This window comes from Photorhabdus luminescens subsp. luminescens (assembly GCF_001083805.1).
In the GTDB taxonomy this organism is placed as follows: Bacteria; Pseudomonadota; Gammaproteobacteria; order Enterobacterales; family Enterobacteriaceae; genus Photorhabdus; species Photorhabdus luminescens.
The window spans coordinates 130,789-153,838 of the sequence record NZ_JXSK01000011.1; the positions used below are offsets into that span (position 1 = coordinate 130,789).

18 protein-coding genes and 2 pseudogenes are annotated in these 23,050 nt (G+C 40.9%); all 20 read right to left on the bottom strand.

Annotation, left to right across the window (positions count from 1 at the left end):
* Positions 1 to 215: 215 nt before the first annotated feature.
* Positions 216 to 524, bottom strand: a pseudogene (locus TI10_RS21095) (ISNCY family transposase); the annotation flags it as partial.
* Between the two features lie 117 nt (positions 525 to 641).
* Positions 642 to 1,604 (bottom strand): Rpn family recombination-promoting nuclease/putative transposase, encoded by a 963-nt coding sequence (locus TI10_RS21100; RefSeq protein WP_049585290.1) that lies wholly within the window; start codon positions 1,602 to 1,604, stop codon positions 642 to 644.
* 832 nt (positions 1,605 to 2,436) lie between these two features.
* Positions 2,437 to 2,919 (bottom strand): DUF2778 domain-containing protein, encoded by a 483-nt coding sequence (locus tag TI10_RS21110; RefSeq protein WP_049585292.1) that lies wholly within the window; start codon positions 2,917 to 2,919, stop codon positions 2,437 to 2,439.
* Between the two features lie 2 nt (positions 2,920 to 2,921).
* Positions 2,922 to 3,404: an Hcp family type VI secretion system effector gene (locus tag TI10_RS21115; RefSeq protein ID WP_049585293.1), complete on the bottom strand. Its 483-nt coding sequence runs from the start codon at positions 3,402 to 3,404 to the stop codon at positions 2,922 to 2,924.
* Between the two features lie 358 nt (positions 3,405 to 3,762).
* The gene (locus TI10_RS21120; protein ID WP_049585294.1) at positions 3,763 to 4,167 is read right to left on the bottom strand and encodes a hypothetical protein; all 405 of its coding nucleotides are present in this window, start codon (positions 4,165 to 4,167) and stop codon (positions 3,763 to 3,765) included.
* Positions 4,168 to 4,388: 221 nt separating this feature from the next.
* Positions 4,389 to 5,423 (bottom strand): hypothetical protein, encoded by a 1,035-nt coding sequence (locus TI10_RS21125; protein ID WP_049585295.1) that lies wholly within the window; start codon positions 5,421 to 5,423, stop codon positions 4,389 to 4,391.
* A 123-nt stretch (positions 5,424 to 5,546) separates the two neighbouring features.
* On the bottom strand, positions 5,547 to 6,542 hold the full coding sequence (locus TI10_RS21130) for a hypothetical protein (protein WP_049585296.1): 996 nt from the start codon (positions 6,540 to 6,542) through the stop codon (positions 5,547 to 5,549).
* A 174-nt stretch (positions 6,543 to 6,716) separates the two neighbouring features.
* Positions 6,717 to 7,622 (bottom strand): DUF4255 domain-containing protein, encoded by a 906-nt coding sequence (locus TI10_RS21135; RefSeq protein WP_049585297.1) that lies wholly within the window; start codon positions 7,620 to 7,622, stop codon positions 6,717 to 6,719.
* A gap of 24 nt (positions 7,623 to 7,646) precedes the next feature.
* Positions 7,647 to 9,746 carry an ATP-binding protein gene (locus tag TI10_RS21140; protein WP_049585298.1) on the bottom strand — a complete coding sequence of 700 codons (2,100 nt, stop codon included), beginning with the start codon at positions 9,744 to 9,746 and terminating at the stop codon, positions 7,647 to 7,649.
* A gap of 9 nt (positions 9,747 to 9,755) precedes the next feature.
* Complete coding sequence (locus TI10_RS21145) at positions 9,756 to 11,306, bottom strand: contractile injection system tape measure protein (RefSeq protein ID WP_049585299.1); 1,551 nt, start codon at positions 11,304 to 11,306, stop codon at positions 9,756 to 9,758.
* Positions 11,307 to 11,364: 58 nt separating this feature from the next.
* Positions 11,365 to 12,312 carry a phage tail protein gene (locus tag TI10_RS21150; protein ID WP_049585300.1) on the bottom strand — a complete coding sequence of 316 codons (948 nt, stop codon included), beginning with the start codon at positions 12,310 to 12,312 and terminating at the stop codon, positions 11,365 to 11,367.
* Positions 12,313 to 12,401: 89 nt separating this feature from the next.
* Positions 12,402 to 15,251: a hypothetical protein gene (locus tag TI10_RS21155; protein ID WP_049585301.1), complete on the bottom strand. Its 2,850-nt coding sequence runs from the start codon at positions 15,249 to 15,251 to the stop codon at positions 12,402 to 12,404.
* A pseudogene (locus TI10_RS21160) lies at positions 15,244 to 17,948 on the bottom strand (hypothetical protein). The gene TI10_RS21155 and the pseudogene TI10_RS21160 overlap by 8 nt, the downstream one beginning before the upstream one ends.
* Positions 17,949 to 18,032: 84 nt before the next feature.
* Positions 18,033 to 18,449, bottom strand: coding sequence for a hypothetical protein (locus TI10_RS21165; RefSeq protein ID WP_049585302.1), 417 nt, complete (start codon positions 18,447 to 18,449; stop codon positions 18,033 to 18,035).
* Positions 18,446 to 18,889: a GPW/gp25 family protein gene (locus TI10_RS21170; protein ID WP_049585303.1), complete on the bottom strand. Its 444-nt coding sequence runs from the start codon at positions 18,887 to 18,889 to the stop codon at positions 18,446 to 18,448. Before TI10_RS21170 ends, TI10_RS21165 begins: the two co-directional genes overlap by 4 nt.
* A gap of 12 nt (positions 18,890 to 18,901) precedes the next feature.
* The gene (locus TI10_RS21175; RefSeq protein ID WP_049585304.1) at positions 18,902 to 20,503 is read right to left on the bottom strand and encodes a phage baseplate assembly protein V; all 1,602 of its coding nucleotides are present in this window, start codon (positions 20,501 to 20,503) and stop codon (positions 18,902 to 18,904) included.
* Positions 20,500 to 21,183 (bottom strand): CIS tube protein, encoded by a 684-nt coding sequence (locus tag TI10_RS21180; protein WP_049585305.1) that lies wholly within the window; start codon positions 21,181 to 21,183, stop codon positions 20,500 to 20,502. The genes TI10_RS21175 and TI10_RS21180 overlap by 4 nt, the downstream gene beginning before the upstream one ends.
* Positions 21,170 to 21,349, bottom strand: coding sequence for a DUF5908 family protein (locus TI10_RS21185; protein WP_049585306.1), 180 nt, complete (start codon positions 21,347 to 21,349; stop codon positions 21,170 to 21,172). The genes TI10_RS21180 and TI10_RS21185 overlap by 14 nt, the downstream gene beginning before the upstream one ends.
* Entirely contained in the window at positions 21,346 to 21,804 is a 459-nt protein-coding gene (locus TI10_RS21190; protein WP_049585307.1) for a phage tail protein, read from the bottom strand. Before TI10_RS21190 ends, TI10_RS21185 begins: the two co-directional genes overlap by 4 nt.
* Before the next feature lie 13 nt (positions 21,805 to 21,817).
* On the bottom strand, positions 21,818 to 23,014 hold the full coding sequence (locus tag TI10_RS21195) for a phage tail sheath family protein (protein ID WP_049585308.1): 1,197 nt from the start codon (positions 23,012 to 23,014) through the stop codon (positions 21,818 to 21,820).
* Positions 23,015 to 23,050 lie beyond the last annotated feature (36 nt).

The following is a 23,050-nucleotide window of genomic DNA, read 5'->3' on the forward strand; positions in this document are numbered from 1 at the left end:
TAAATAGTTAAAATTGATATTTGTTCATTAAGACAATAATTGGTTTATTATAAGATTATAACTTTTGTTTTTTTATAAACCGTGATTTTGTTTCCGCAAACAACTCACCTAATCGCGTTCCTCATGCTCTTAAGGTGTCATTTTGCTCCCTATAAATAAGAACAAAAATGCCGATCTTGAATATCGGCATTTTGCTGTATAAAGAGAAGATTAATTTAATGCTTTAACGCTTCAATTTTATCTCGGCTCAGTCCGGTACTGGCGACAATAATGTCCAAACTCACGCCATGCCGTAATAAGGCACGGGCCGTTTCCAGTTTATTTTCAGCTCTACCTTCCTGTCTACCCTCCTCTCTACCCTCCTCTCTACCTTCCTGTCTACCCTCCTCTCTACCTTCCTGTCTACCTTCCTCTCTACCTTCTGTTCGGCCTTGCTCAATACCTCGCTCAAGCCCTTTTTGTTCAAGCTGTTCTGCAATAGTCATCAACATTGTTTCATGCTCCGGAGATAGTTGCTTTAGTCTGACCGGTTTCAGCTTCGCCGGGTAAACGTAAAAGTCCCTTGTATAGCCATCACCTTGAATAAGAACAAAAATGCCGATCTTGAATATCGGCATTTTACAGCGAAAAAGGAGATTAATTTAATGCTTTAACATTTCAATTTTATCCCGGCTCAGTCCGGTACTGGTGACAATAATGTCCAAACTTACGCCATGCCGTAATAAGGCCCGAGCCGTTTCCAGTTTATTTTCAGCTCTACCTTCCTGTCTACCTTCCTCTCTACCTTCCTGTCTACCTTCCTCTCTACCTTCTGTTCGGCCTTGCTCAATACCTCGCTCAAGCCCTTTTTGTTCAAGCTGTTCTGCAATAGTCATCAACATTGTTTCATGCTCCGGAGATTGTTCAATCAGTTGATGGACAAATTGGGAGAGATCCAGCGTATGTCCATTCAGTAAAATATAGCTTAACACAACATTGCGCTGCTCGGTTGTATTATACCCTGCATTCAAGAGTTCCACCAATTGGGGGACCCATTCCAGCATATCCCGGCAGCGGATGTGTTTTTGCACTAACTCCATCAGGGCAACGCCTTTATGTGTCAGGATTTCTTCATCGCTGAGCACACTAACGTCCACCAACGGAAACGCCTGACGGTATAAGCGAGCAGCCTGTTCAGGAAGCGTAAAACAATCCAGCCACCGGTTTGAGTAAGGATAAGGTCGAACCTCGCCATGATAAAACAGCAGAGGCGCCACCAAAGGGAGTTCAGTATGGCCTTTTTTCAGGTGAGCCGCCATCGCTGACATGGCGTAATACATCAACCGCCAGGCCATCAACGGGTCAGGGGTGGACTGATGTTCAATCAGACAATAGATATAACCTCGTCCCCGAGCTGTTTCAACCGAGTACAGCACATCACTGTGCAGTTGACGTAAATGCCGGTCCACAAAACTGCTAGGCTCCAGTTTCAATGTGGCTAAATCGCACAACGACTGGATCTCTTCGGGCAGATAAAGGGATAAAAACTCCCTGGCCGTTTCGGGCTGGGTTAAAAAATGCTTGAATAATGCGTCATGGTGAGGCCGTTTTTCTTTCTTTGCCACAATCTGTTTCTCTGTCTTATCAGGTAGTCATTACCACTCATTGTCAAGGTATATACCCTTCATCTTTCAAGCTGCTGCTTTGTTGGCTGCTTTCACTCACCCCAGTCACATAGTTATCTATGCTCCTGGGGATTCGTTCACTTGCCGCCGCGCTGCAACTCGAAATCTATTAGGTATAGTATTTCTACCAAGTTACAAAAAACATCTTCCCAGATTTCCTCAGGAAAATCTTTACCGAATGCATTAATATAAGAACCTAAAAACTCAAATACCAGAAAATAAAAAACGAGGAAACATTATATTTACAATAACTATTCTATGAAAGTTATTGGTCGAATCCGCCAGGTATGGTTATTAACTGTCTATCCCTATAGGGCTATTTTATTTGCCATTTTTTGCTATAAAGAATGAACCTGGGGAATTATACAGAATAATGTACAGACTCATTTGATTGATGTGAAATCGTGATACGTAAGATTATATATCTTATGTTTTATCTTGATATTGCAACTAATATAAAACCAGCCATTAATGATTAATCCGTTTGCTCGTGAGATCACTTAATGGCCGGCTTTTATTTACCAATTCTATTTTTTCCTTTTTTTTATATGTTTTTTATAGCTTGCTATCAATATAATGGATATTATTATTGATAGCATTGCTGATGTATCTAGATATAAATCCATAACATTCTCAATACCATATATTCCCCAAAAACTGGCGAATGATGTAATGAAGCTAGTCGGCGTTATCATATCTATGATTTTCATCGTTATAATGAAAATCACAGAAGCCGCTATTATGTATTTTATAAAAGATAAAGTTTTCTTCATCAGTTCACTTTGATTGTTCCATATGCTTTGAGTGATGAGCCAGGAATAGGTATCATTGTCGTTTTCAGTAAAGCTGCTCGGATATAATCAAAATCCGTCTGCTGTGTTAGCGTAACACATCCTTCACTTAGCCCGCGAGGCCCAATTGGATGTAGCCGAAAATTACCTCTTTTGACACCCTCAATGAAAGTTTCATCATTAATTTTCCCATCATCACGATAAAGAGCAAACCATGTTTCTCTGTCAGTACCGTAAAAATTTTTTAGTACCCACATCCTAATTGCATTCAGACGTCCTCCGGACTGGCGGCCAACGATAAAGTATCGGCCTTTTGGTAAAGGCCCGATATCTTGCACGGTAGTCATATAAGCATTGTTTCTACCATATTTTTGTCCGGAAAAAGCAGGAAAAGATCCTACCCCGATACAATGAAGGATAGATGTTGGCATTCCGTTTAATGTAAATGTACATGTGATCGGCATGATTATCTTTCACTCCATGCGTCAGAAAACATGACATTACCATCACAATATTTCCAGGTTATTTTTTCATACCTAAGCTCAATGCATTCCAGGTGGTTTTGATGTTGATGTGATGGGTCTTTTATATTGTGCATAATTGGTGATATAGATACGACTTTTACGTTTTCAAGTAACATATTGAAGTACTCTTTTTCTTGGCCAGCATCATCGATTCTGTACCATTTGATCTCAGCCATTTTTAACGTTTGTCCTTTTGCCACAGCTTTATAAAAATATGGGGATGAACAATCGAACTCTTTCTCAAAACATAGAGGAGCATGAATTCTTGTTCCAGTTAACTTTCCAGTATTACCGTCAGTAGGAATGTGAAGGTTATGTCCAAAACCAAGGATTTCAATACTTCCCTCCCTACCTAATACATCAACTGAACCTTTAATATCTGAGCCCCCATCATCTTTAATCCAGAGATAAGCTGGTATTGCCATAATTTTTCCTTCCTCTAATTGAATATTAATAACGAAGCTTCATTTCTACGAATCAAGTGAAACTTATATAGTCAATCAGTAAGACAACAACAGATTCGAATAGTTCCCAAGGCTACTAAATTTTTTAGTCGCCAATAGCGACACAGCTATCCCTTATATAGCCGCCGCTTTCCATCTTTCATCGTTTTCTGCAATTCTCTCTGTTTGATGTTCCATATTAAGTCTTTTGGCATCAGGACTTGAATGTCTAATGGAAATGTTCAGGAATCTTCCCATATTCCCGGTAGTTAAACTGGCATCTCCAGCCAATTTCTTACCATTAATTTTCTGGTTACTCAGTACTGTACTTTTGCTAGTTTCATAGTTTCCGATGATTCAAGGCTCTAAGAATTTCATCTGACAATGATTTCGATTCTACTGCTTGATGGAAGCCTTCTTCTGGATGAATCATAGAAACAAGTCTGGTTTTTATGATTGGCTTACCGTCAAAGTAAATAAACAGCTCTTTCCCTAAGTTTCTTGCTAAAAAAAGTTTGAACCGGTCACTACAATTCAGTCCTTTCTTAACCTTAAGAAAAATGTTATTGGCATTCACAGCTAAATCATCACCGATTTCTCCTACAGGAAGAGCTTGTTCTATACAAGGTTTGGATAAATAAAATGTTTCATTACCCGCGATGTAATCAAGAGAAAGTGGTTGTTTCCGCGAAATACACCCGGTAAGACCGAGGATAATAGACAGCGTAAGGATTAATTTAGTCATTCAGTTTGCCCTCATTGTTGACATTAGTGTTCTCAATTATAGCTACCGAAAGAAGTTATTTTATGCAAGTTATTTTTGTCCCTCTTCGGTCTGATTAATTAAGAGAGGTATGGTTATTGACTGTCTATCCCAATAGAGCTATTTTATTTGCCATTTTTTACTATAAAGAATGAACCTGGGGAATTGCCTGTACCATCTCCCGATAATATGATTATTTTATTCTATTTTTTACTATTGCTTTTCTTGTTGTTATTGTTTTTTTTATTTTTCTCTTCACTTCTTTTTTTCTTTCCTGCTGTAATACGAGCTTGTATTTCTTCTTGAGATAATGGTGTTTTAGCGGGTGATATTTGTGGCGTAATATCAAAAATATTCCTATCATCGAATTCAGGATGGTTAATAAATGGCAAATATCCGGCAGGAACAGTTAGATTATATTTATTAACTACATATCTTAATTCTCTGTTCGTTGGTACTCTATTTAAAATAACCGTTAATCGTGATATTGCTAATTCTAATTTATCTAATGGTGAAATGGTGACTATAGTGACTTCATCTTCCCCACTCAAATGAGCATAATCTTCCTTTTTACTTATTGAATAAAAAAATGAGTCGTCTGCCATTTTATTATATATTTCATTATTCTTCCTGGTGTCTCGATAGCTATCCAATCCTCTATAGTAAATTTGATTCAACTGAATAGCTAAAGCCGTCTTGCCTTTTGATAACAAGCTGGCTTGTTCGGAACTGTATGCGTTATATTCTCTCGCCTTTTCTTTATCTTTACTATCTAATTCGGTTTTGTTACTCCCAATATGAGCTCTATGATTTTTATCAAATTCTTGATAAGCATGTCCAAATGACTCTAATACCTTACTTATTTTAGTTTCTCCTCTGGATTCACCACCAATAAGTATGCTATTCAATATTGTGTGCTCAGAGGTTAAATAGGGTCTCTTTCCGTCTTTTTTTGCTTTGTCGTAATAGCGTGGAATTTTATCTTCATTACTAAATAAACGGTCTGATTCATTTTGTCTATATCCATGTGCGCCAATATTATCTTTATTAAGTGTAAGGAAATCTTGGACGGTCATTTTTTTGCTATTTACTGCTGATGCACCGATTTCATTCATTATTTCTTCATTATTCAGCATATCTTCTTCATCGTGCTTAATAGAATTATTCGATTGTGACGGGCGTTTTTTTTGTTTTTCTTTTTCGCTATATTTTTTGACCGCAGTGTCTTTTTTAATCATAGTATTACCTGTCGATTTTTTTAGGAAATATATTAGTAAGTTATGTCGCCAAGATCCTTCGTGCCACATGCTCTTATGTCAATGTATATGTCAATTGTTCAATTATGTTGATACTTGATTTAATTATTCATTTCTGTTGTATGAGGAAAGTTTTAATACTTGTTTATTAATACTGTTAATTTTAATCTCTATTTTGTTTTTTGTCCTTACCATTGTATCTAAGGTTAATTTTTTCCTCATTATTTTAGAAGATAACCCAGAGAGACCCATTGCATTATCGCCATATTTTCCACGTATAAATGCCACCGCATCAGAGTGGCTTTCATTGAGAACTTCACGAATACTATTGGTAAAATCTAATATGTGTCTGGCTTTATCATCATTCAATCCTTCTAATGCCCTATGGTGTGATATAGCCAGATCAGCAAGTTTATAAGCAGGGATTTTTATTGGTAGTAATTTTTTCATAATTTCTGATGTTAATAAATTTCCTGCGGTGACTTTTAGATTCTCTTTATTGAATGTCTTTTTTATTGCCTTAGTGATGGGGTTTTTATCGTAATTGTTGATATCGATTATCATGTTTCTTGTTTTAGGGTAAGGGTGAGCTACCTTCAACTTTTTATTTAATTTTCCAATAGCTGTATCATTAAGGTAATTCAATCCTGTTCCGGCTAATGCGCCAATACCCGCACCCGCTATAGTGCCGACACCTGGTGCGATAACGCTTCCTATAGCGCCGCCAATAGTGCCGCCGGCTATACTGCTTCCAGTACTTAATAGTGTTTGTAGTGCAGTCGTCCCTATATTTTTAGCCACATTATTTCCAGCAGATTCAGGGGAGTCCATTGATTTTAAGGTCCAATCTAATTGTGTTAAGTGACCTTTGACCACAACCATCCATTTGTAATACTCAGAAATATTTTCTTTCCAGAATGCATGGTCTTGAATTTGATCTAAGTTAACAGAACTGCTTCCCATCATGGTATCTAAATCCAATCCTATTTCTAATGGAGCACTGTCTATATCATCATTAATAGAATGATTTGACTGTATTGGCAGCTCTTTTGCTCTATTTTTAAGATGGTTTTTATTTTCACTGTGTTTATTTTTTGGCATATTATCACCTAATGGTTTTATGATAAGAAAAATATTGGTAATTTTTACCTATAAGATTCATTCGATAAAATAAAAAATTTAATTTATTAATAAAAGATTTTATATAGAATACCAATTAATAGATAGGAGATTGTTTGTCATCCTGTTGATGAATATAATAATTAAAAAATGATTTTAAATTCCGATCAATTTTTCAGAATTCTCTTTTGAGATAATAATGTTTATCCCATTGACCCTAATAATAGCTTCTTGACTTTTTACCCATATGGAAAGGATATCTTTTATTTTAGCTAAATAAGTTGAATGGGTAATGCCCGAAACTTCAAGAATAATGTTTTCATTATCCTGACGATTATTATTATTATCTGTGGCAGATTGAGTGATCAGATTCACTTTATTAAGGGCAAGGCGGGCATCTTCTGTACCACCTAAGTCGGCACATAATTTATCTATCAGGGCTTGATGTATTTGTGAACTGTCCAGGCTAGATTTTTGATCTACGGTAGCGGATATTTTACTAACTGGAATTACATTGTCTTCGATATTTTGAAGTTTCATTGGCACGGTAATAGAATAGAGTAAAGAGAGGCGCGGGCGATTACCCAGAGCTTGCCAAAAATTACCCAGACTGTTTAAATTTTCCTGTTGTGGAATAACCCGGGTATATGAGCCGGGAATACCGGTTAATTGGCGATTATTGATTAATGCATTTAAAACCCGTGTCATAACTTGTGCCGCCTGATTATCCGGTTGGCTATCTGGGCTGGAGCTGTCACTTGAGGGTTTATTAGCATCCCAGTAAGTGATTAAATAGTTACAATTGATATTGACCCATCCCGGTAATAATGTGCTGGTTGCCGGATTATAGCGCCTTGGTTCAGCAGAGCGTAATTGTAGATCTTCATGTATTTCATAAAGAAATACACTGACCGTCGGTTCTGATTGAATAGAATTAATTTCGGGTAGGTCAAAGCGGATATCGATGTTATTCTCTTTAATATTTAAATACAGGGATAAAATAGTATTTAATGCCTTGTTAACTTCAATAATAGCATTGTCGGAAGCAATTATCGTTGTCATATTAGCTCCAATTTTATGAAATAGTTAAAATACCAATCTGCCGGTTTTGTTTAATTCAAGTATTATAGCCCGTTCTATATGTCTGTTTTCAATTTTATCACAGTTATCATCTGCTGATAATATTGATGATAATAAGGCAATATTTCTGATGTTCGCTCCGGTTAGGTCAGTTCGTTTAGCCAGATGATCAAAATCAATTTCGTCGGATAATTTAAGTTGTTTCGGCCAAATGATTTGCCACATTTTTTTACGTAATGTTTCGTTGGGATAAGTAAAACGGGTAATAAAGGTAAAGCGGCGATTAAATGCGCTATCCAAATGGCTGCGATTATTGGTGGCTAAAATGACTAATCCCGGATAATCTTCTAATCGTTGTAATAGATAAGAAACTTCAATATTGGCATGTCTGTCTTGGGCATCTTTAGTTTCACTGCGCTTACCAAATAAGGCATCAGCTTCGTCGAAAAATAGCACCCCAGAATCGGCTTCGGCTAAATCGAAAATATGCGCGATATTTTTTTCCGTTTCGCCAATATATTTATTCACCACGGTAGAGAGATCGACTTTAATCAGATCAACACCAAGCTGTTCGGCAATCACTTCTGCGGCCATTGTTTTTCCGGTGCCTGATTCACCGTAAAATAGTGCGCTAATACCGGTACCATAACCTATTTTTTCCTGAAAACCGGTCGCCAGAATTTGGTCACAGTAATTAATGGCGGCGATAATTTCTTTTAATTGCTGCGCTAAGGCATCTGAAATCACTAAATCTTTAAAGCTGCGTTTGGGGGTGATTCGTTGGGCTAATTTGCCAAAATTCTGTTGAGCGCGGAAATTTAATGCTTTACGTAGATCGGTTTCTTCTAATTGGCCTGTTGGTTGCCGGAGTATTTGATATTGATATGCTTCTTTAATAATGAGTGGTAATGTTTCTGCTGTAAATGAAAAACGCTGACATAGCTGAGTCATATTGATTTTCTGAGTGATATTATCCGGTAAATTTGCTTGCAGCATTGTTTTTCTATCCTCCACAGTGAGTGCTGGCATATTAATTTGCACCATTGGTAGATGTTTAATCCACATTAATGAATCTTGTGGTTCTGCCAGACAAATTACGCGTAATTTAGGTTGATTGAGTAGGGTGGATAATTCGTTATGCCATATTTTCTTTTCTTGCGCCAATAAAGAGAAACTGCTGATTAATAAACAAGCATCGTGTAGACGGACTTCCCGTATTGCATTTGCCAGCAAGTTAGCTATTTCAGTTGGGTTTTCTTCGTCTGGCAGACGGACTAAATCGAGAGTTAACGTATTGATATCATGAGAAGCCATAATATTGCTTACTGCTAATCTTCTGGCACTGTCCTGTTTTCCTCTAAGTATTACCAGTGGAAGAATCTCGTCGGTTTCATTCAATAATATCTTTTCCAGTGAATCATAAAGAATTGGCGGGTACCAATTTTGCGAGGCAGGAATGCTCCAATAAGCACAGGTTGTTAGAGGCGGTAAAATAACCCGCTGGCCTGATAAAAAATGCCAGATAGCGCTGTGGGTTAAAAATTGCGTTTGTAACCAGACAGATTCTTCACAGTTATTGAGTCGTAATAGGTGATTACGTATTAATGGTGTTTGTGGTAACAAGCTGTTTTGCAGTAATTGCCAATCACTTTGGCGTTGGCTAAATAATTCAATTGCTAAAGCAAAACTAGGCCACTGTTTTTTACTATTGCCATTTAGAGCAGAAAATAGTGAATGATAACGACTGTTAAAATGGGGCAATAAACCTAACAACAAGGTATCACGTTCAAATTCAGTGAGTTCAAAACGTTCGACCAAGAGTGATATTGGATCAAAGGCAGGGGGTTCCTCGGTTGTTTCTGAGCAGTGAATAGTATTATCTGCTTTAGGTAGCCAGTGAGGAACACCGAATGGTTCTGCCAGACGTTGTTCTACTTCACCTTCGGTAAGTAAAAAACTTTCCGGCAATGAATTGTATCTGTCTTTTTTTTGGTAATAATAGTGCTGCAATAGCAGGTCAATACGTTCCAGATGGGAATAAAGCCAGCGTAATTCAGGCGTTATAGGTTGAAGTTCACCGTGATTATTTGTTAGCAGGTAATCCATATAAACCTTTTAAATGTTTTGCCAGTTAATTCGTAAAGGGCGATCCAGCCAGGGAAGTTTGGCGATATTTAATGGCCACGGCCAATCAGTTAACAGCACATCGAATGGTTGATTTTCTACCGTGATGTTGATTTCTTGCTCATTTATCAGCAATTCTCCTGGTCGTTGTAAAAATAGTTGACGGACGTCATTACAACTTAATTTTTTCCAGCCAGGAAGTTGATTGATAACCGCACTCAGCCATTGATCTATTATCAATTGTTTTTCTGGTTCAATAGAGATTGATTCACTGTTTTCATCAGCCATGAGTCCACACAGAACGTTATTCAGGACTTTTTGCTCTGTTGGTGTTTCTTCGGTTTCCCAAATCAGGTAATCAAGGAAATTGACGGCACTAAATTGAGCCTGACGATGGGTAAATTTTTGTTCCTCAAGTAAACCAAGCTGATTAAATAGTGCTGGTAGCATCGGCCATAGAATTAATATTCCAGCATTATTGACTTGGCACGATTTAGGTAATAAAACGGTTTTTGAGTTTGGCAGGTTAATTGTCTGACGTGGGTTATTGTTATTTACTCCTGTAATGAAAGTGTTATCTGATGCTGATTCTGCGTCAGATCTATTTTTATTTAATTTATTTGAAATGAAGTATTCTGATAAGTACGAGTATTCATTAACCGATAAATATTTTTTACAGAATTGTGAAACAGGAATAGTTTGCCAAAGCTGTTTTAACCAACTATTTAATGGAAGCCTGTGAGTGATAATTTGGTGAAATAATTCGATAATAGGTTTTGCATTTAGTTTACCGTTATTCAATTCAGTTGTGATGCGTGATATGACTTTCACATCAAGTCTCGGTATTTCCTGTGTATTGTGTCGTTGCATGTACCCCAGTGCATTGAGTATCAATTGCCCGGAGGAGATAAACTCCTCCCGGTATTGTGGTCTGTTTGCTCTTTCAGATAATCTGTCATTGATAGCGCTTAATAAAGCAGGTTGTTTGATTGCCAAGAGCCGTTTTAGGCTCGGTTCAGATAAGCAGCTTTTTGCCAATAATAATGCTAACTTGCTCTTTATCTGCATTATTTGGTTAGTTAAATGTTTAATATCACTATTTTTACTATTTATTATTGCCTCCATTTTATCTAATGTCGAGTCTTTTTGATATAAAGTATGAATAAATCCCTCTGCATTGATTGGGCTATAATCGCCAAATAAAATAGGATTGTGGATAATTTCATTTGGTATAGGTTCATTCAAACTAATTTTTTCTTGATGATTTATCTGATATTGATTTAGAGCTTTACTTAAGGCTATATTAAGCTGGCGTGGAAACACTGAATTGAAGTTATGTAAGCTTATTTCACCAAGATTTAAGGTCAATGTTTCTAGATATATATCCTGATTAATAGGATGTTGAGTAAAGAATGTATTGAATAAGCTATTTATATTGGCTTGATTAAGTAGGGAGCCATGCAATACTGTTTTAGCCACCTGTTGATTGTTAGCTTCAATAGTAATGGTAATCCGATTTAACAGATTTGGCTCCGAAGTCATATCAATATATCCTTGATGATTAGCAAATAATAGATAGTTTAGATCTGTATTTATGGAATTAAATCTTCATAATAAATGCCAGAATATAATAAGGGGGGATAATATTAGCGCTTGCATCAACATTATGGGTATGTTCATTACCCTTACCAACATTAGAGGTGTAGAAGTAATAAGCATTATTGTCTGCTTCTACAAAAAGGCTTCTCCCTTTTTTTGTTATATAGCTTGTAAAATCGTAAGAATTAGGGTTATTGTCAAGTTGTCTAGGGGCAGTTTCATGAGGTTGATCCACATTATATCTTGCTCCTTCTCGGCTAAAGTAACCCGTTCCTCCTATATGTTGATGTTCTGGTATTTGATCCTGGGACAGTTTTGTACCTTTTATGGTGATTGTCAGTTCTTTATTAGTAGTACTTATTTTAAATTGCTTATTATTAGCAAAAAGACCAGAAACTTTTTTTCCATTATTTTTATTAATATCGGAAACTTTACCGCCTAAAATAAACCGATCGATTAAATCTGGTGTGTCATTCTTACCATCACACAGCGCCCAACCATCAGGGATATCACTACCAGAAAACATCACAATTATCCCTTTGGGGAGTACATTATTGGAATCAATACTGACACCGCTTGAATCAACAATGATTCCGCTACCGGCTTTGACTGAAACACCATTATTATCAACGTTAATCCCATCGTAAGGTTTAATTGCTAACGCTTTTTTATCAAAATGCAGTCCGCCAGTTGAATTAACAACTGTCTGTAAAGTTCCGTCATCCGTCAAACTCAAACCATCACCAGGTTCTCCTGATTGTCCGGGGGCTTGCCCGGTTGCTTTACGGCCAATGTCAGCAATATCAATCAAGTCAGAATAATCGGTTTGTAGGGGAATACTGCCTTCTTTAAAACGGCTTTTTAGATCATTTGTTGAAGGACCGGTTGATTTAATATTAGCATTTTCTAAATTGTTTTCTGAATTAGATGGGTTATCTTTATTTGCCATTTTATCACCTTGTATATAATATCAAATAATTCTATCTTTCTTGATTTCTCATTCGCAGGTTAAATCTGAAAATTTTAAAATGTCAGTATTTAAATATTTTTACTAGAGTAGGGTACATATAATAATTGGTTGCTGATAATGACTTCTGTATTCCATTCAGTTCCAGATTCACCAATTACCTCAATACGCTGCTGTGCGGTAGCGATTCGCATACTACCAATACCTGTTACCGCGGAAGGTACTCTTCCCAAGGTTAAGGTTTCTAAAATGTTATATGCCTCGTCCCCTAAAGGAGCGCCGTTATTTTGCCAACGTTTATAGGTACTGGCAAAGTTATTAAAATGTTCCGGTGATAGCCAGTGAATAATCATGGAAAGATGAGCGGGAAACTCAGCCAAAATTTCGGTTTTCACCCAAGATTCCAATTTATAAGGATCAACGCCTTCATTCTCAATGAGTTGGCGATTAATCACCACACTGACCACGAATGAAAAGCGATCAGATAAAGCATATTTTTCGCTGGAGAAATACCAACGATAGCGCCATGCTTCTGCCTCTGGTGGAAAATTACCTGATGAGTCTTTACTGCGTTTAATGAGTATCTTTCCTTGAATGCGATCAAATTTAACGACTGTTGCCTTGAGTTCATAATCAGCTTCTTGGGTTGGTTTGGATGGGGTAATCACATATTTCAGTGTAATTTCATCATCTTCTTCGATCATCGCTGGAAAGGGGCTTTGAGTGCTGGAAGTGATCCAGCGTTCATCTTCAACATCATTTTGATAGGTTTGATCGGTATAAACCAGTTGATAATCCATATCTTCCAGCCATACCGGACTGTTTAGCCAGCGCAGTTTATCTTGCTCAAATGCCTGTTGTACTCTGCTCAGATTGCGCTCCAGTTCGCTGCTGTTACTGATACTAAGAGAGAAGGTATCTTCTGTGACATCTGTAATCATTTGACCACGCAATACCAGTTTGTTATCACCTTCATAGACAATGAGATTTATTACCTGTCCTTGTAGTAACCGGCCTGCTGTACCTTGCTGGGTAATTTTTAACTGATCGCCTTCAATCGTTAGCGAATCAGGTTTTTGTTCGGTATCAAATGCTTTATCAGGTTTTACCGGTAAGAGTTGGCGATGTTCAATTAGATAGAAAGGCAAGTTAGCCAGATTAGGTGTTTCACTAAAACACTCTCCGCCCAGACCTAGCCGGGCAGCGATACGTTTTTGAAGTGCCGACACCTTATCGATACGAATATTGTTACGCTGATAGGCCAGTTCGGGCTGTTGAGCCAGGTATCCCCGTTGGGTAGATAAAAAATCCAGTAAATCTAGGGTAAGTGGCCGGGCAGCGCGCTGAGTACCAAAATAGCCTAGTAGATAATCTACAATTGTCAGCTCTTTTGCATAGTTTTTGGTTTGAATAGCGCCTTGATGAGAGATTTGTGAATCATTGTTGAGCTTTGTTATCACATCAGATGCTATGTTTTGATGAACTTGCTGACTGACCGTATCAGCTTTAAAAGGCCATTGAATACCGTAGACGTTATTTCCCCGTTGTTTAAACGCCAATAGTTTTGGTAATAAGTCGAGTTCGGCGCAGCCATTAGCCAGCATCTGTTCAAACGGCAGCATAAATTGGTGTAATTGTACTTGTTGTTGGCTATTGGCATAGGTCTGTAATCCATAGCAAGCAGGTAATTTATTGCTTACCGGATAGTAATCCAGGACTTTTCGATGTTTTCCCCAATTTAATAATTCCGGCTGTGTATTAATGAGCGGATCGGCAATGATTTTTTCCTCTATTTGTTGTTTGGAAACGATAATATTAATTCCACCTTTGGCGATAATGGTGAGTGGACTGTCTGATGAGGTAATTAATGCCAGCGGATCGCTGCCCCATAATCTGGGGTAATATCCTTGGGCGATTTTCCAGGACCAATTATCGTTCGGTAGCGGGGAAATTATTTCATCGTGCGGAGTGAAGGCTAATCGGGTGATATTTTGCACTCCCTTAATCGCCAGCAATTGATTAATCAAGTGGCTCAAATTTAATACGGTAGCGCCGGTGTAATCTTTGACTTGCGGTAATGTCGGTATCCAGCCGTGACGTAAATAGGGGCCGGCAAATATCTCTTCGTTACTGTAACCCTGATCTTTTATGGTCTGCGTGGTATAACGTTCGGGTTTTGCCTGAGCCATCTGTTCCGCTGTTATATAAACTTGGGCAAATATGCCAGCGATATCGTTGACATCATCATCAAGTTCAATGTCAATCTGTAGAGGAAAATCGGTGGGTTGTAGCCAGATAATATGGCTGACGGATTCCCCTAAGTTTCGATTATTTTTCAGGAAAGTCTGCAAACTTTTCTGTGCAGCAGCTTTATTGTTTTCAGTTTCCCGGCTGGGGAGTAAATAGAGCCAATAATTTCCTCTTAACGTTAATCGTTCGCTATTTGGGGTTGAAGTGAAACTGTATTCACGTTTTTCTTTGTTATACCAGTATTCATAACGTTGATTTTCAGGTTCGCGAATAAGCTGTACATCGTTAAAGAAAAAATAACCTGTGCTTTTTTCACTGACGGCGTCGCTACTATGCAGGTCCAGCAAAGCCCGGCGATAATCCTCTGCGGTAATCGGTCCACAGGTCAGCATTTGTTGTGGGCCGAACTCTTGCGGGAAAATGCCGTCATTGGGAGGTTGTTGCTCTTTTTTCGGGGTAAGCAGATCCCTGAGCGGCAGTGAATGACGATAGGCCAGATCGGAAGCGCCATAGCAGCACGCTTCTAGTAAGGTGATGCCGGGATCGCTTTCACTGGTATTGCTCCAACATTGGCCGGATTGCTGCTCAATGACCGCTTTGGCCTGCGAGAGTAAAGCATCAAAAGTAATATCGTCTTTAACAATGAGGAATAGCGCATCCTGATTATTCATTATCAACTCCTTGGCTTGGGGAAGTGTCATCAGGCCAGACTAGAATCAGTACCTCGTTATCGGCAGCCTCGATACTTTCACCCACCGCACTGGTGGGATGGTTGGCGATTGTCATACTTAGGTCAGTGACGCGTTCTACCAGCGGGGATTGTTGGATGGCGGCTAACAAGGGGTAGTAGTCAATGCGATTACCGGTTGTGACGCCAATAGCGCTATTTTCTCCCCACGGCATATATTTTCGGCTTAATTCCTGTTGTAACTGATAGTGACCGTAATCAGGGTTAACGCCTGGGGCAAACACCAGTTGATAGCGGATCAGGACATCAACGTAGGTGGGATTGTCAATTTCAATGGTGGTCCAGAGGCTGCTTAATTGGCTTAACCATTCGACCATCTCTGTCAATCGGGCCGGGTTTAGTGTTGGACGTAATGCATCATCGTTATCTTTATAACGGCTGTCAGGGATCACAATCAGTCGCTGTATTTCCGGCGCCGGGATTCGGGTCAATTCATTGACGGAGGGGGATTGGACATCAAATAAGCTGACAAAATGCTCTTTTAGCAAGGTGGCGATATTTCCCCAACTGAGTACCCGATTACGGTGTGACAACCGGGCAGGGACTCTCGTCAGGAAGGATTGCTCGGTTTCTGGCGGGCGACCGTTCCAGGAGGCCCAGGGTTGCGTGACGTTACTGATTGCCACAGATGCGTTGACCGGTTGTTTAATGCTGTTGGCGATCAATCCGTTGATAAAGTGCTCTTGCTCAACGGCTTCTGGGTTGATTAAAGTCGCTGTGGCGGCGTTATACAGCAGGCCCTTAATGCGTGGGTAATCTTGAGGATCAGTCAGATCAGTTATCTCTGCTTTTAGCCAGTATCGTCCCGCTGGCATCAAGGTGGACTGGTTTGAAGCATCCTGTGGTAATAAGGTACGCCAGATACCCCGGTCAAATAGGTGATGAGTTTGATCATCAATTAATTTATCCAATTTGCTCCAGATATTGCTGGTGTTGAGGTAAGACCAGGATAAATTGAGCGCTTTAAAACCAACTAATTGCCAGTAGAGAGATAAAGTTTGCCCCGGCAGTACACCTGTAAAACCTAAGTAGAATGCTTCATGGGTGAGTGTTGGCGTTTCTGCATTTGCATTCCCCCAACCAAAAGGGGTCAGAGGGTAGATGGCGAATTGTTCGGGTGCTATTTGGGCATGGAATTGAACCTGCAACGCACTGATTTGTGGGTATAGGGTGCGTTTTTCCCAATGGGGTTTTGCCAATATTGGGCATGCATAAAATCCTGTTCGGCCAGTTCTATGCGTATTGAAGCAGGCCAATCATTGGGTGAGAGGCTGTCTGCGAGCGGGTAATCCATTGCAGGTAAAGTAAAAGTGAGGCTTTTTCCTTGTGGCGCTTCTTTTCCATCGAATAATTCCTGAGCCTCATTAAGTTCTTCTCTCTTTTGAGGCGTGATTAAATAACCCTGTACTTTAAATGCGCTATTATCAGGTTCAGGGTTATACCCTTTATACCACTGTTTAAAACTCTTGGTAGGTAAGCCAACCCATTGAGGCGTCAGGGTAAGTGTCGCATTTTCGGAACCATACCATTCTGGGGCGACCAGATTAAAGCCGGAACCTGGTAATGGCGATTGACCAAAGGGGAAACTGGTGGTATCCGCTTGTTCGATACCGCTATCAGAGGCATAGTGCACATTGCGGTTGCCGTTAATATTGATTTCAATACCGGTAATTTTGGGCAACGTGGGTTGCTGAGTGGCGCCTAATTTTAGTACCGGTACGTCGAATGTCATGCCGTCAAGGTTATCTGGCGGGCTGATAGGATCATCTGTGGATGATAATCCAAGCTCAATATTCTTTTTGTCGATAAGTTTTACCGATAACGATAACCAGTGATCTTCTGCACTGATTTTCGCGGTGAGGCGCTCAGATTTACCGGTCCACTCGTTGGCTAATGTGACTTTAATCGTACGTTCTCCAGCGGACATAGCAAATAAAGATGAGGTAATCAGATAACCGGATAGCACCGGCATATCATGGGCTGTTGGGCTAAAAAGTTGAATGCCATTTTCAGGTAATGCAATGTTATTCGAAAGGTTAAAAGGTATTGCCGATTGCCAGCCGTTGTCACCGTTTTTTCGATGCCAACGTAAGTCGGTTAGCTCCCCTTGATTCGCCAATAAATCCATGTCTGACGCATATTGTAACGGGTTTCCGGCGCTATCCTGCCCGGCATCAAACAGGGTGCCTTGTGGTACCAGAAATGCCGCGTTATTTGTGTTCAGGGTAATGCCGATGGCAACCCTATCCGCTTGGGCGTTTCTGGGATTCAGCCCCAGTAATTCCCGGTAATAAAGATCACGGTGTCGTGCCGGGAAGGTGTTTAATAAGCGGTTGGTTGTTTCTAATAGTTTTAAAAAAGCCAGTACAAAAACTTGATGTGCGGGTAAAAGGCCATCCGCTTTGTTAGCATGTTGGTAAATATCGGCTAATTGCTGAGGACTATTTTCCTGAATAAAGTAAAAACTATCCCAGAACTGTTTTTTCTCTTGATCGAAAGGGATGATTGCGGTGTATTCTTTAAGCCAGTTTAAAATATCCAGCGTACTTCTTTCATCAAGTTTAAATTCAGTATCTGGCACAATAGCAGAGAGTTTATTGTCTAACTCGGCCTGTCCCATATTTATACCACCTGTTATTTGAATATATTCCTGATAGTTTTTCAGGAGATCGTTGTTATTTAAAAATAAAGTTGAAGCGGTTATTTATCCGGCACTGACAGTATATTGACTGGCAATAAAACGGCCTTTTCCCATACTCGGCGTTGTCACATCGGGGCCGCTCGATGGATTATTTGCCGGTTGTGTCGGGGTGAAACGGGCAGTAAATTGTTGCCCGACAATAATCACCGTGGCGGGAGTGAGGCAAAAGTTTACCTGCTGGCTGGTATCTAATTGGGCAATGGTGACTATGCCCATGCCGGGTACCGGATGGCTAGGGGTAATATATTGCGCTTGAAGCTGTACTGTTTTTTCGTCACCCACAATAACGATTTTTTTGCCTTGGATTTTGGCGTGTCCGCTGCCTCGAATGGTCGCAGGCCCCAGAATTGTGACTTGCCGGTTGCCAAACAACGGTTCGAATAGCAGGTTGTCGCCATCAACTACTAGTTGTTTACTCATAAGCTCACCCGTACCAGACCCTCATTAATCTCAAGGACGCCTTCAATCTGTTGGCTGATGTCGCTGCCCCGCAGGGCGTAAGTGACCTGAACATGCAGGGTATTGGGCAAGTTTGTTCTCTGGTTTACTTGAATTTCAGTAATTTCGGCGCGTGGTTCATAGCGCAATACCCGTTCTTCAATGCGGGTTTGAATTTCCGCCATCAATTCATCGCTGATATTGGCAAACAGGTAATCATTCAGACCACAGCCATAGTCTTCACGCATAATCCGTTCGCCGGGTTCAGTGAGAAAAAGAATATTTACACTCTGGCGGACATTTTCTGCTCCCTCCGCCATGATGACGCCGGATTGTATTTCAGGCGGGTTGTCATTGATAAAAAACTGTGGCGGAAATGCCCAACCGCGGCCATAAATATCGGTCAATATTTTATTTGTCATCTTATTGCCTTGTTATTGTGTTAGGTTAATTTTCGCCCCTTTAATATCAACGCCAGATTTTCCGGCGGCGGAGAGGGATTTTTCAGCCTCTATTTTAATTTCTTGCGCATGAGTAATGAGATTCTTAGTTGAATTCAGCGTGATATCTTTATCTTGTTGCAGAGATACGGTATTTTTTCCGCTATTCAATGCGAGGGTTTTATTTTGATTATCGAAGGCTAATGCTTGTTGATTTTCCCCCTGTTTAATCACTAAGGTTTTTATCGAATTTTTTTCACTCGGTTCTAGCGGGGATTTATTTTTCGGGTTGTGCATAGAACCTAATATCACCGGGAAACGGGGATCGCATTCAAAAAAGCCGACAATCACCTCATCCCCCGGTTCAGGATAGAAGCAAAATCCGCTTTCATGACTGGCGTAGGGTTTACCCAAGCGAGCGAAAAGTACGCCATTAGTTAAGTTTAGGGCCGGTATTTTGACCGGAATACGGTCCAGTGATTGTTGGTCTTGCTGGTATTTTTCCACAACGCCGATGTGTAGCTCTTTTACTTGCGGTACAGCATGCTCTGTTTCCGGCAATAAGCCGAGTGTTAACCGGGTGCGCCAGCCTTGTCGCTGAGAGAGGCTTTGACTGACGCCGGTGATAATGGCTTGACCATCCATTCCCTGACCAAAGCCGCTTAACGCCAGCACATCCCCCGGTTGATAACGGTCATCGCCTTCGACTTCAATATTGCCGGATATATTATGACTTCGCCGGTTGTCCATAATGCCTTGAGCAAGATGTCTGGCTTGTTCATTATCCAGCGGGTAGCTGAAAGTCCACTGCCACTCTTGATTGGTTAGATCTGACAGGCCATCTGTGGCAAGTTGACCACGGCCAAGGCCGCTGTTTTTTGCTTGAATTGCCTGAGACAGTTTTTGTTGGTTAATGTCCCAAGAGTGTACGCTCACCGTTTTAGGGCTATGTTGGTTGTCCCATTGTAGATTCGCTTCAAATAGCACAATGTCCTGATCGTTGGCCCGTTGGCGAACAGTATGCACGGTTGATTGATTAAGCGCTTTCGGCGTAATCAGCGTGACCGTCTCGTTACCGGGCAGCAGCCAGGTGTTCGTGGCAAGCAGCCGATTTTTTAAAAAGGCCCAGTCATTGCAACGGAACTGCACCATTTGTTCATGTACCGTTTTAAGTTGAGGGGCTTGTTTTATTGTTGCGGTTATACCTATTTGACTGCATAACTTTCTAATAATCGCTTCGTCACTCTGTTGGCTGAATAGTTGCGAATGGAGGCCATGAGTGAGTTTTTGTAACGGATGTCTGGCCGTCAGGGTAATTAGGCTGTCTTGACCTTTTAGCCTCAGCGTTTGCCGAACAATGATCCCTTTAAACAATACCGTTTTTTCGAACTGCACGATAATTTCATGATTTGGACGGCAGTTTGCTAGCTCAGCTTGTGCCTTGGCGCTAAAAATTTGGCTGGCATCACCGGCTATATTTAAGGTGATGTTGGCCGAAGGGATACCATTGATGTGATGGTTGACAGTAAGCGTGATGACAGAGAATTGGTTGAGTGTTTTTCCATCTATTTTAATGGTTATTGCGGGTGTCTTCATGCATCCCCCTGCGCTTGCAGTGTTTGACCGGGAGTGAAGTCATCAAGATTATCCAGATCGTTTTGCCAAGCTAGGGAGAGATAATCAATGCCGCCAGCTAAAGAAGCTCCGGCGCCTAAGGCGATTAAGGGCAGGGAGATCATATCGGTTACGCTGACTGCGGTAACTGGCGGTGATTTTAGTTGTTGCTCGGTGGCTTGAATAACCAAGCTTTCGTCTGCGACTAAAGATAAAGTGGCGCTAGCCCGTAATGGAGTCGCATCACGATCAAATAGGGTGTAATTAATGGCGAGGCCGCTGGCTCGGCAGGCAAAATAGCCTTTGTTTTCCCAACGCATTTTGCCCCATTTGATTTTAAGAAAGTGGGGAACGTGGGTGCTGGCATCAACCGCACATAGGGATTTTAGCGTCGCCAGTTGGGTTTCTACCGGGGTGTTATTGCCGGGCATCGTGGCATCAAATAACAGGACTAATGACAGACCGGCGGGTTGGGATAACACATAGCGGCTGCTTTGACTGGTACTGTTAACGCTTTCATCTTGTTGATAGCGAGTTTGATAATCGAGTTGGATGGCGTCGGGGTTATACATGGCTTGTAAACTGCCTACCGAGACTTTACCTTCCCGGTCTTTGAAGGCGGAGAGAGTGAGTCTGGATAGGCTACGTTCAATTAAGCTCATAGTGACCTCCTGCTTCACGTAATGCGTCTAATACTTCCCGTTTCACTATCTCAATCAGGTGAGCATTATCCAGCGCTTCCTGAGCTAACGTCCGCGGAGAGACGGGATCATTCACTGAGTCGGTGACTTTGACTTGAATAATCAATTCTTTAATTTCGACGGTCATATTTTCGCTCCTAACCAGCGCATATCCTGATAACGTAGTTCCAATGAGTTCACCAAAACGGCATTGCTATTGGCATCAAAGTCGCTGGTGGACCAGCGAACCGGTAATGCATTACTTAATGTCCAGCTTGCCGCCGGTAACGCATTTTCATTCAGTAACATGATGACAACATCGGCATAAGTCGCTTTTTCGCCGCGCAGGATGCGATCAAAGATTAAGGTTAACGGGGTGACTGTCATCACGCCGCGTTCTAGTATCAAACTGCCATGCTGGATCTTCTCCACCAGCCAGGTATTGCGGGCGTTTTCTCCACCTTGACTGTATTGGGTGGTTTGCAGTTCACGGTTGAGGCCCGATATACGCTGAAAGGCGATATCCAGCGGGCTAGGAATATTATTAAACAGGAAACTGGCGATAAAACGGTGTGACACCGATGGGGTGTAGAGATTGTTCATGTTTTGCCCCTGTTTAACTCGGTATGGTACCGGTACGGGTATCAAATGTCAGATTCAGCTCAATGAATTCCGCCGGAATTAAAACGGCCAGTCTGATCTTGATGATCATTTTTCCGGCCCGCAGATCCTCTTCGCTCATTGATTCGTCAACGCCCAGTAGTACTTCAAATGCTTGATCTTCTTGGGTACCTCTCAGCCCGCCTTTTAGCCATAACTGACGTAGCCAGTTGTGGGCTTGACCTTTAAATTTCATCCAGGTAATGGCGTTATTCGGCTCAAAGACAAAGGCTCGGCCCAGTTGAGTCATATGGGCTTCGATATAGGAAACCAAACGGCGGATCTGAATATAGCGCCAAGGGGAACCGGGGATGTTGTCCAATGTTCGGCATCCCCAGATTCTGATGCCTTTACCGGGAAAACTGCGAACCAGATTCAGTGAGGTACCCTCTGGGTTAAAGAGAGCGTCAGCTTCAATATAGGAACGTATTGGGCTGATCACTTTGGCTAACGCGACATTGGCTGGCGCATGCCAGACAGCCGTGTGGTTATCGTGGTGTTGGATGACGGCAGCAACCGCAGAGGTCGGTGAGAGTACGATAGGCTGGCTGTTTTCTTGGTAAGCGCTTTTCACCCTTGGCCAATAGACTGCGCCCCATTGTCGATCAGAGGAAGAAAACTGTTTTAAACATTCAGCGGCCAATATTGGATCGTCTGGCGCATCCAGTAATCCCATGATACCGCGCCGACTTTTGCAAAGATCGAGTATTGATTGCCACGATTGTAACCAGAGCTGAATTTTATTGTGTTGGCCTGTTTTTATCTGATTGAGAAGATGGACAATATCAGGGACAACAATCAATGTGATTTCGTTCTCTGTGGCGATTGCCTGTTTAACCCAATCCTGTTGCAGTACGGTGAGCAATGACGGGAGATCTTTTAGCTGCTTATCAGAACCCAGAGACAGGACATAAGCTTGTTGACCGCCGTTTTCAAAGAAGTGGCGCACGGAATAGTACATTAATCCTGACTTATCCCAGATCAGGGAAAAATCGGCCAGGCTGTTTAGTTTGATGGTAAGGTTATCGTTAGTATTTTCATTTGTGGCCGGTCGGGTATAACCAACAAAGACCGGTACGCCGATAAATGCATTATCCGGTTTTAGGGATATTAGATTTTCCGTTATCGCAACGCCTGGTTGTTTTATCTCCATTATCATCTCCTCAAATGGCTGAGTAGACGCGGTGTT

Bases quoted from the DNA above. Each gene is read 5' to 3' on its own strand.
- TI10_RS21180 (WP_049585305.1), bottom strand. From the start codon at position 21,183: ATGAGCTTAATTGAACGTAGCCTATCCAGACTCACTCTCTCCGCCTTC.
- TI10_RS21185 (WP_049585306.1), bottom strand. From the start codon at position 21,349: ATGACCGTCGAAATTAAAGAATTGATTATTCAAGTCAAAGTCACCGAC.
- TI10_RS21190 (WP_049585307.1), bottom strand. From the start codon at position 21,804: ATGAACAATCTCTACACCCCATCGGTGTCACACCGTTTTATCGCCAGT.
- TI10_RS21165 (WP_049585302.1), bottom strand. From the start codon at position 18,449: ATGAGTAAACAACTAGTAGTTGATGGCGACAACCTGCTATTCGAACCG.
- TI10_RS21140 (WP_049585298.1), bottom strand. From the start codon at position 9,746: ATGGATTACCTGCTAACAAATAATCACGGTGAACTTCAACCTATAACG.
- TI10_RS21195 (WP_049585308.1), bottom strand. From the start codon at position 23,014: ATGGAGATAAAACAACCAGGCGTTGCGATAACGGAAAATCTAATATCC.
- TI10_RS21110 (WP_049585292.1), bottom strand. From the start codon at position 2,919: ATGCCGATCACATGTACATTTACATTAAACGGAATGCCAACATCTATC.
- TI10_RS21130 (WP_049585296.1), bottom strand. From the start codon at position 6,542: ATGCCAAAAAATAAACACAGTGAAAATAAAAACCATCTTAAAAATAGA.
- TI10_RS21150 (WP_049585300.1), bottom strand. From the start codon at position 12,312: ATGGCAAATAAAGATAACCCATCTAATTCAGAAAACAATTTAGAAAAT.
- TI10_RS21120 (WP_049585294.1), bottom strand. From the start codon at position 4,167: ATGACTAAATTAATCCTTACGCTGTCTATTATCCTCGGTCTTACCGGG.
- TI10_RS21155 (WP_049585301.1), bottom strand. From the start codon at position 15,251: ATGAATAATCAGGATGCGCTATTCCTCATTGTTAAAGACGATATTACT.
- TI10_RS21125 (WP_049585295.1), bottom strand. From the start codon at position 5,423: ATGATTAAAAAAGACACTGCGGTCAAAAAATATAGCGAAAAAGAAAAA.
- TI10_RS21175 (WP_049585304.1), bottom strand. From the start codon at position 20,503: ATGAAGACACCCGCAATAACCATTAAAATAGATGGAAAAACACTCAAC.
- TI10_RS21145 (WP_049585299.1), bottom strand. From the start codon at position 11,306: ATGACTTCGGAGCCAAATCTGTTAAATCGGATTACCATTACTATTGAA.
- TI10_RS21170 (WP_049585303.1), bottom strand. From the start codon at position 18,889: ATGACAAATAAAATATTGACCGATATTTATGGCCGCGGTTGGGCATTT.
- TI10_RS21135 (WP_049585297.1), bottom strand. From the start codon at position 7,622: ATGACAACGATAATTGCTTCCGACAATGCTATTATTGAAGTTAACAAG.
- TI10_RS21115 (WP_049585293.1), bottom strand. From the start codon at position 3,404: ATGGCAATACCAGCTTATCTCTGGATTAAAGATGATGGGGGCTCAGAT.